The following is an 8,546-nucleotide window of genomic DNA, read 5'->3' on the forward strand; positions in this document are numbered from 1 at the left end:
GGGCTTCCCGTTGGGAAGCCCGATTCGATTGGAACCAGTTAGCCTGTGGGCCAGTTAGCCTGGCTCGTCAGGGAGGCATTGTCGCTTAGTGATCGATCGCGGTGCCAGCCCCCTTGGGATAGCGCACGCTTTCCACCAGGTCCTGGATCTCCTGCGGTGGCTCCTCGGTCACGCTGGAAACCACGTAGGCCACGGCGAAGTTGAGGATGGCACCCACGGCGCCGATGGATAGCGGCGAGATGCCCATCACCCAGTTGGCCTCGGTATCCGGCAGATTGGCGGTGCCCGGAATGAAGAACCAACCCTTGTAGATGAAGATGTAGACCAGAGTGAAGATCAGGCCCGTCAACATGCCGGCGATGGCCCCCTTGTTGTTAATCCGCTTGGAGAAGATCCCCATCATCAGGGCAGGGAACAGCGAAGCGGCGGCGATACCGAAGGCCAGTGCCACCACCTGAGCGGCGAATCCCGGCGGATTGACGCCAAGATAAGTGGCGACGACGATGGCGACGGACATCGAGATGCGCGCTGCCCGCAGTTCGCCCTTCTCGGAGATCCTGGGATTGATCGCACCCTTGATCAGGTCATGACTGATTGCCGAGGAGATCGCCAGCAACAGGCCTGCTGCCGTGGATAGCGCTGCCGCCAGGCCGCCAGCGGCGATCAGGCCGACCACCCAGCCGGGCAGATTGGCGATTTCAGGGTTGGCCAGCACCAGAATGTCGTTGCTGACTTCCAGCTCGTTGCCCTGCCAACCGCGTCCGGAGAAGTCGGCCGCGTCGTTGTAGAGCTGAATCTTGCCGTCGTTGTTCTTATCGTCGAACTTGATCAGCCCCGTTTCTTCCCAGGTCCGGATCCAGTCGGGCCGGTCTGCGTAGGCGATCGGGTTGGCCGCGGCGTCCTCGTAGTTCTCGACCTGGCCGGCCATGTCCGGATAGATGGTGGTTACCAGATTGAGGCGGGCCATCGAGGCCACGGCCGGCGCCGTCAGGTAGAGCAGCCCGATGAACACCAGCGCCCAACCGGCGGACCAGCGAGCATCGGCGACCTTGGGGACGGTGAAAAAGCGCATGATGACGTGCGGCAGACCGGCGGTACCGATCATCAGCGATAGCGTGAACAGCACCATGTTCAGCTTGTTGTCGACCATCGCCGTGTACTCGTTGAAACCGAGCGCGACGACGACCTCGTTGAGCTTGGACAGTAGCGGCTCGCCGGATGCGCTGTGATCGGAGAACAGCCCCAGCGGCGGTATCGGGTTGTCGGTCAACTCCAGCGATATGAACACCGCCGGAATGGTGTAGGCGATGATCAGCACGACGTACTGGGCCACCTGGGTATAGGTGATACCTTTCATCCCTCCCAATACCGAATAGAAGAATACGACTATCGCGGCAATGATCAGGCCGGTGGTCGCGTCGACTTCGAGGAAGCGCGAGAAGGCCACGCCGGCACCGGCCATCTGGCCGATGACGTAGGTGAGCGAAGCGATGATCAGGCAGACCACCGCGACCATGCGCGCTGATTTGCTGTAGAAGCGGTCACCGATGAACTCGGGAACGGTGAACTTGCCGAACTTGCGCAAGTAGGGGGCGAGCAGCAGGGCCAGCAGCACGTAACCACCGGTCCAGCCCATCAGGAAAGTCGAGGCGCCATAGCCTGACGAGGCGATGATGCCTGCCATTGAGATGAACGAGGCGGCGGACATCCAGTCGGCGCCGATCGCCATGCCGTTGGTGATCGGATGTACCCCGCCGCCAGCGACATAGAAGTCCTTGGTTGACCCGGCCTTGGCCCAGATCGCAATGCCGATGTAGATCGCAAAGGACCCCCCGACAAAGAGAACGTTGATCGCGAATTGACTCATGCAGGCTTACTCCCCGAGACCGAATTTTTTGTCTAGTCGGTTCATCTTCCAGGCGTAGAAGAAGATCAGGCCGATGAATATCAGAATGGATCCCTGTTGCGCGAACCAGAAACCCAGGTCGGTGCCGCCGACGGCTATGCCGGCGAGCAGGGGGCGTAGCAGGATGGCGCAGCCATAGGACGCCAGCGCCCAGACGATCAGGCAGCCGGTTATCAGGCGAACATTCGCCTTCCAATAGGCAGCAGCATTGGTTTTGTCATCTGCCATATTATCGTTCTCCGCGTCATTGAAGGTGGGAAGTGGCTTTGAATTTATGCTTACCCGATGGATCCGTCGTTCATATACAAACCGTATTCATCATGAGTGATTCGCGTGCATACGAATTTTGCGCGGGAAGGTTCGACCGATTGGCGCGTTTCGATCACTCATTTATAGCGACTAAAGTCACTCTTTATTGGCGCCATGGCTCGTCGACGGGATGCATTATCGATCTGCGATTGCCCTAGGTTACTCAATAGCAATATTGGGCAACGAAAACAAGACGTTAAATCTTCTACCTTAGTATCGTTAAAATGGCTGCACATAATGGCGCAAGTTTGACTCGGTATGAATCAATTCGCCCTTCGAATCTGCGCCGGCGTCTATAAGACGATGGTCTCGTGACGAATTCGAAGTGCTCGATGTGGCCGGGAGCCCAGAGTCGATAGTCTATTTTTTGTTATCAAATAGCGAGTCATTAACAATAAAAGAGAATGCGCTTCGTTAAGTTATAATGAGGTGGCAAACAAATACGGCATGAAGAGCGTTGGAGTAGTGCTGGAACTAGGAATGAAGAATACTGGCGGAGCGCCGGAAGCGTTCGCGGCGCCCCGTCTTTGCGTTGTACTTGAGCAACGAATGGATGATGCTTTTCAAGAGGGGAGTTCTCGTGATTGAAACGATACGACAGTTCGAGCATACCCCCATCGGGTTCGTTCGCTGCCAGATTCCCGACAAGGGTGTGCCATTGCGATGACGGGAGCCACTTGATGGTCAACATGGACCTTTCCCAGCCGCCTTTCACGCTGCTCGACGACAGCGGACGTGAGCGTGTGGCTCGTGGCGTCGATCTGCTCTATTTCAGTCGCGACGAGATCGTTCTCGATGCCGGCCAGCCCGGGGAGTTCGTGTACATCATTCACAAGGGTGAGGTCGCGGAGCTCGACCCTCACGCGCCGAGTGATCGGGTGCGCATTGCCCATTACACGGCTGGTGACCTGTTCGGCGCTATCAGCATTCTCAAAGGGACCAGCCGATATCGCTTCAAGGCGGAGCAGGAAAGCCTCTGCTACGCGATGCCCAAGTTACTCTTCGAACACCTTTGCGACGATTACCCGACGTTCGCCGACTTCTTCCAGCGCAGGTTGGCGCAGAAGACCCGCCTGCTAGCCGAGCGTCGCGCCAAGAGCGGCGTGAACATGGCGGGCTTCATGCTGGCTCGGGTCAGCGCGTGCATGCGAGCACCGTTGATCGTCGATGCGGCCACCACCATCGCCGCGGCGGTCAACCGGCTCAACGAGAGTCATGCCGATAGTCTGCTAGTCGTCAACAACGGTCGCTTCGGCGTGGTGACCAAGACCGATTTGCTCAACGCTCTGGTCATGGAGGGCGCGACGCAGGCGCGTCCGGTCGTCACCATTGCCCACTTCGAGCTGGTATCCGCCGGCCCCGATCAGTATCTGTTCGAAGCGCTGGTACAGATGACCCGGCATCAGGTAGCCAGGGTGGTAGTGGTCGAGCGGGATCTGCCGGTCGGCGTGGTGGAGTTGACTGATGTGCTCAGCTACTTCTCGAGCCGCTCCTACATGGTCAGTCTCGAGCTCGAGCAGGCCGACGACCTTGATGCGCTGGCTCACGCCAGCGCACGATTGCCGGAGTTGGTCCAGGCGCTGATGGCCCAGGGAATCAAACTCCATTTTGTCATGGACCTGCTGGCGGCGCTCAACGGACGTATCGTCGACAAGGCCTATCAGTTTCTCATCGACCCTCGCTACCGCGCCCAGAGCTGCCTATTGGTGATGGGCAGTGAAGGACGCGGCGAACAGATTCTCAAGACCGATCAGGACAATGCGCTGATTGTTGCCGACGATAGCGATTGGCCCGATCGCGCGATGGCCATGCAGCGTTTCACCGAAACGCTCTACACGCTGGGCTACCCGCCGTGTCCGGGCAACATCATGGTCTCGAACCCTGCCTGGGTAGACAGCGAGAGCGGCTGGAGAAGGACGGTCTCGCGCTGGGTTGAACGCCGTGACGGGGCGTCGCTGATGAACCTCGCGATCATGCTCGATGCCCGTGGCGTGGCCGGCGACACCCGTCTGCTGGATCGCCTACGCGAATATCTCTTCGACAGCTGCTCCCACGATGAACTGCTGCTTTCCTACCTGGCTCGGGCCGCACTGCATTTCGCCGCACCGCTGACTCTGTTCGGAACGCTCAAGAAGCCCAGACACGGCATCGACATCAAGAAGGGCGGCATCTTTCCGATCGTGCACGGGGTACGTACCCTGGCGCTGGAGTGCCGTATTACCGAGACTTCGACTCTCGCCCGACTGGAGGCGCTTGCCGGACAGGGACGGCTGGAAGTGGACTTTGCCGCAGATCTCGGCGAGGCGCTGGCGCTATTCATCGAGCTGCGCCTCAAGCAACAGCTGGCCCAGCTCGACGGACGGCAGAACAGCGACGAACCCAATCTGGTCGTGGTTCAGTCCCTGTCTTCGCTGGAGCGCGACCTGCTGCGCCAGGCGCTGCATATCGTCAAGGATTTCCAGCAACGCCTGACGCATCGTTTTCATCTCGAATACTGAAGAGGCCTCGATGCTACGTTCGCTACGCCGTGCGGCCGATCGACGCCGCCAAGGGCATGGCCGCTATGACTGGCTGTTCAGCCCCTATGCCGGCGACGAGCTGGTGGCCATCGACTGCGAGACCACCGGCCTCGACACCAGGACCGCCGAACTGGTCTCGATCGCCGCTGTACGCATCAAGGGCGAGCGGGTGATGACCAGCGGCTCGCTGGATCTGCGCCTCCAGCCGCCGGCCAGCCTCCACGGTGACTCTATCAAGATCCATGGCATGCGCGGGGTCGACCTGAATGATGGGAACGAGCTGGGCGAGGCGCTGGAGAAGTTCCTCGACTTCATCGGTAACCGGCCGCTGTTGGGCTGGTGCATTGATTATGACCTGGCGGTCATCGACCGCCAGCTGCGCCCCCTGTTCGACTTCGGTTTGCCCAATCCATGCGTCGATGTGGCAGGGCTCTATCGTCGCGAAATGCATCGGACGCGGCCGCAGCTGGAGCCAACGATGAATTTCGAGCGGGTCGCTGAGGCGCTCAATGTGCCGGTGATGGGCCGCCATACTGCCCTAGGTGACGCGACGACCACGGCCTTGATGTACGTACGCCTGAAGAAGGGCGCTCTGGCGGCGAGTTAGGCGTCTGGCAGCGGGCGCGGCATCGCAAGTCGTCGGGCGCAGTGATAGCATGAGTTCGCCTTCATTTCCCTGTGTGTCGTTCGACCCATGCAAGCATCTACCGTTACCCAGAAGTACGAGTTCAACAAGCTGCAGAAGCGCCTGCGTCGCCAGGTCGGCAATGCGATCATTGATTACGGGATGATCCATGAAGGCGACAAGGTGATGGTTTGTCTGTCCGGTGGCAAGGACTCCTATACCATGCTGGAGATTCTGATGAATCTGCAGCGCAACGCGCCGGTCGATTTCGAACTGGTGGCGGTCAATCTCGACCAGAAGCAGCCGGGTTTTCCCGAGCATGTGCTGCCCGAATACCTGGCCGCCAGGGGTGTGAATTATCACATCCTGGAGCGGGACACCTATTCGGTGGTCAAGGAGAAAACGCCGGAGGGCAAGACGACCTGTGCACTGTGCTCGCGTCTGCGTCGCGGGTCGCTCTACGGTTTCGCCGAGGAGATCGGCGCGACCAAGGTGGCGCTGGGGCATCATCGCGAGGACATTCTCGAGACGCTGTTTCTCAACATGTTCTTCGGGGGCTCGCTCAAGTCGATGCCGCCCAAGCTGCTGTCGGACGACGGCAAGAACATCGTCATCCGACCGCTGGCCTACTGCCGCGAGGCCGATATCGCCGAATTTTCCCGGCAGATGGCGTTTCCGATCATCCCCTGCAATCTGTGTGGCTCCCAGCCCAACATGCAGCGACAGGTGGTCAAGGAGATGCTGGCGGAGTGGGAGATCAAGCATCCCGGACGGCTCGAGACCATGTTCAAGGCGGTGACTAACGTCGCCCCTTCTCAGCTCGCGGATCGCAATCTGTTCGACTTCGAGGGGCTGGAAGCCAAGCAGCGTCAGCGGCAGGAAACCCGGATCGACGCCTTCGATCTGCTCGCCCGGGAAGCCTGAACGAGTAACGCGTATCGAATACGGCGTACCGGATATAGGGTCGCGCAAGGAGCAGGAAGCCTGCTGGAGGTGATCTCTGGCGGGCTTCTTGCGTTGGGGCGATCGGTTTCCAGGCCGTATCTGGACCGTCGACAGCCCTCAGCTCTCAGCCCCAGTTGCTCAGCCCTCATCCCTCAGCCCAGTGGACCGCCGAGTATGGTCTTGCTCATGCCGCCCATGATGCGAGTGCCGTCTTCCTCGGCCAGCTCGGCGTACCATGCCTGGGTAGCGAGCGGATCGGCGCCGTGAGTCGTCTCCGCGCGCTGTCGCGCCCGGGTGACGATCTCGCCGACACGTCGGGTTCGTGCGTCATCGTAGGCTTTCAAGGCAGTATCGATGTCGCTGCCGGCGTCATCGAGGGCGCGAGCCAGTACCCAGGCATCCTCCATCGCCTGACAGCCGCCCTGACCCAGATCCGGTGCCATGCCGTGGGCGGCATCACCGAGAATCGCCGCGCGTTCGCCGACCAGCGTCTCCAGCGGCTCGATGTCATGGATCTCGACGCGGGCCATCGCCGCGGGATCGATACGCTCGATCAGCTTCTGCACAGGCTCCGCCCAGCCGGCGAAATGCTTGGAGAGCTCTTCCCGGTAGCGGGAGGAATCGTTGGGCGTGTCCGCCGCCAACGGCACGTCGAAGAAGCAGTAGAACTCGGGGTTGGTGGGGTCGCTACTCATCGGCATCATCGACACGCGCTGATGATCGCCGACGTACTGGACCCATTGATCGAGCGGCGCCAGATCCAGCGTTGCGGCGACGCGTACATTCCAGTTGACGTAACCGCAGTAGCGACGTTCGACGGGGCGCCCCAGCGCACGCTCGCGAAGTCGTGAATGGGTGCCGTCGGCAATCACGATCAGGTCAGCCCGTCGGCTCGAACCGTCGGCGAATTCGGCGAGAATGCCGCTGTCGTCGCAGCGGTAGTCGATGCAGGAAAGGCCGAGCGTGACATTATCCGGCCCCACGGCGTCCAGCAGCAACTGCTGAAGCGTTGCCCGGGCGATGGGGCAGGCGCGCTGTCCGACCTGGTCATAGAGCGGCTGCAGACTGAAGCGCGTCAGCGGTCTGCCATCCTGAGTGAGATAGGCCATCTCGTTCATGCGCCCACTGGCTTGTTCGACGGCGTTGCCCACGCCGAGAGCCTTGAGCACCTTGACGCCGTTGGACCAGACCGAAAGGGCGGCGCCCACCGGGCGAAGTTCGGTGACCCGGTCGACGACCTCGACCCGGTGGCCCGATTGCTGCAGCGCCAGGGCGGTGGTGAGTCCGCCCATGCCGGCGCCGATGACGAGAACGTTCAAAGCCATGAGTTGTCCTGAATTGTTGTCGTTAAAGAACGTATCGGTGGTTCGATCGAGTCTGACCGAGCGAATCTGACCGATCGATCAAGTTTTGTCATCCTACGCAAAAGAGACAGCCGGTGGGAATGCCGATACGGCCACCGCCGAGGCAGAAACCGAACCAACCCGCTCCTGAAATTCGGTGAGGCGATACGATGACCAAGGCGACGTTGATACCCACGCTTGAAACCCAGGACTTGGTAAAGCTGCGCAAGGCGCTGGCCACGGGGGAGGGCTCGCGCCATGAAACCGCCCTGGGCGGCTTCATGGTCGAAGGTGCGGCGCATCATGGGCGGCTGATCCTGTGTCACGGCGCGGGCGCCGACCACGACTCCGTGTTTCTGACTCGATTACGTCAACGGCTGTCCGCGTGCGGTATTCAGGTCGTGGCGCTGGAGTTCGGCTACATGACCACCATGCGCCGAGAGGGCGGGCGCCGTCCTCCGCCCAGAATCGAGACACTGGTCGCGGAACTTGGCGAATGGCATCGGGCCATCAGGACGCTCGATAGCGAAACGCCGCTCTGGTTCGGTGGCAAGTCGATGGGCGGAAGAGTTGCGAGCCTGCTGGCGACGCGCGTCGAGATGGCCGGGCTGGTACTGTGCGGCTACCCGTTCCACCCGCCCGGCAAACCTGAACGCTTGCGGCTCGATCACTGGCCGGAGATCCGCTGCCCGATAGTGCTTTTTCAGGGCACTCGCGATCCGTTCGGGCGACGTGACGAGGTCGAGGGTTACGATCTGCCGGCGCAGGTCGAGTGCCATTTCATGGAGGGCGGTGACCACGACTGGCAGGCTCCCAAACGCCATGCGCAGACGCAGGCGACATTGATCGATGAAGCGGCCGGCCACGTGGTACGGCGGCTGGGCGCAAGTGAATGATCC

General features: G+C 60.8%; 7 protein-coding genes. 4 read left to right on the forward strand and 3 right to left on the reverse strand.

The genetic code is table 11. From position 1 onward, the window contains the following. Positions 1-85: 85 nt before the first annotated feature. Both BTW08_RS02060 and BTW08_RS02065 read right to left on the reverse strand, forming a co-directional pair. Entirely contained in the window at positions 86-1,867 is a 1,782-nt protein-coding gene (locus tag BTW08_RS02060) for a sodium:solute symporter family protein (RefSeq protein WP_075560843.1), read from the reverse strand. A gap of 6 nt (positions 1,868-1,873) precedes the next feature. Further along, complete coding sequence (locus BTW08_RS02065) at positions 1,874-2,134, reverse strand: DUF4212 domain-containing protein (RefSeq protein WP_075560844.1); 261 nt, start codon at positions 2,132-2,134, stop codon at positions 1,874-1,876. Positions 2,135-2,895: 761 nt separating this feature from the next. On the opposite strand from BTW08_RS02065, the gene BTW08_RS02070 reads away from it, so the two are divergent. The 3 genes from BTW08_RS02070 (at position 2,896) to ttcA (ending at position 6,283) form a co-directional block, all read left to right on the forward strand. Next, entirely contained in the window at positions 2,896-4,713 is a 1,818-nt protein-coding gene (locus BTW08_RS02070) for a putative nucleotidyltransferase substrate binding domain-containing protein (protein ID WP_075560845.1), read from the forward strand. A gap of 10 nt (positions 4,714-4,723) precedes the next feature. Continuing rightward, on the forward strand, positions 4,724-5,341 hold the full coding sequence (locus BTW08_RS02075; RefSeq protein ID WP_075560846.1) for a 3'-5' exonuclease: 618 nt from the start codon (positions 4,724-4,726) through the stop codon (positions 5,339-5,341). Between the two features lie 87 nt (positions 5,342-5,428). Beyond that, positions 5,429-6,283, forward strand: a complete 855-nt coding sequence (ttcA, locus tag BTW08_RS02080) for a tRNA 2-thiocytidine(32) synthetase TtcA (protein ID WP_075560847.1) — start codon at positions 5,429-5,431, stop codon at positions 6,281-6,283. A gap of 173 nt (positions 6,284-6,456) precedes the next feature. On the opposite strand, the gene hpxO is transcribed toward ttcA, so the two are convergent. Further along, positions 6,457-7,629: an FAD-dependent urate hydroxylase HpxO gene (gene hpxO / locus BTW08_RS02085; protein WP_075560848.1), complete on the reverse strand. Its 1,173-nt coding sequence runs from the start codon at positions 7,627-7,629 to the stop codon at positions 6,457-6,459. Positions 7,630-7,817: 188 nt separating this feature from the next. On the opposite strand from hpxO, the gene BTW08_RS02090 reads away from it, so the two are divergent. Then, positions 7,818-8,543, forward strand: a complete 726-nt coding sequence (locus BTW08_RS02090) for an alpha/beta family hydrolase (protein ID WP_075560849.1) — start codon at positions 7,818-7,820, stop codon at positions 8,541-8,543. Positions 8,544-8,546: the final 3 nt, after the last annotated feature.

It is taken from the genome of Salinicola sp. MH3R3-1 (assembly GCF_001937155.1).
GTDB lineage: Bacteria > Pseudomonadota > Gammaproteobacteria > Pseudomonadales > Halomonadaceae > Salinicola > Salinicola halophyticus.

What these genes read in the sequence shown, in the direction of transcription:
- ttcA (WP_075560847.1), top strand. Translation starts at nt 5,429, where the DNA reads ATGCAAGCATCTACCGTTACCCAGAAGTACGAGTTCAACAAGCTGCAG.
- BTW08_RS02060 (WP_075560843.1), bottom strand. Translation starts at nt 1,867, where the DNA reads ATGAGTCAATTCGCGATCAACGTTCTCTTTGTCGGGGGGTCCTTTGCG.
- BTW08_RS02070 (WP_075560845.1), top strand. Translation starts at nt 2,896, where the DNA reads ATGGTCAACATGGACCTTTCCCAGCCGCCTTTCACGCTGCTCGACGAC.
- BTW08_RS02090 (WP_075560849.1), top strand. Translation starts at nt 7,818, where the DNA reads ATGACCAAGGCGACGTTGATACCCACGCTTGAAACCCAGGACTTGGTA.
- hpxO (WP_075560848.1), bottom strand. Translation starts at nt 7,629, where the DNA reads ATGGCTTTGAACGTTCTCGTCATCGGCGCCGGCATGGGCGGACTCACC.
- BTW08_RS02075 (WP_075560846.1), top strand. Translation starts at nt 4,724, where the DNA reads ATGCTACGTTCGCTACGCCGTGCGGCCGATCGACGCCGCCAAGGGCAT.
- BTW08_RS02065 (WP_075560844.1), bottom strand. Translation starts at nt 2,134, where the DNA reads ATGGCAGATGACAAAACCAATGCTGCTGCCTATTGGAAGGCGAATGTT.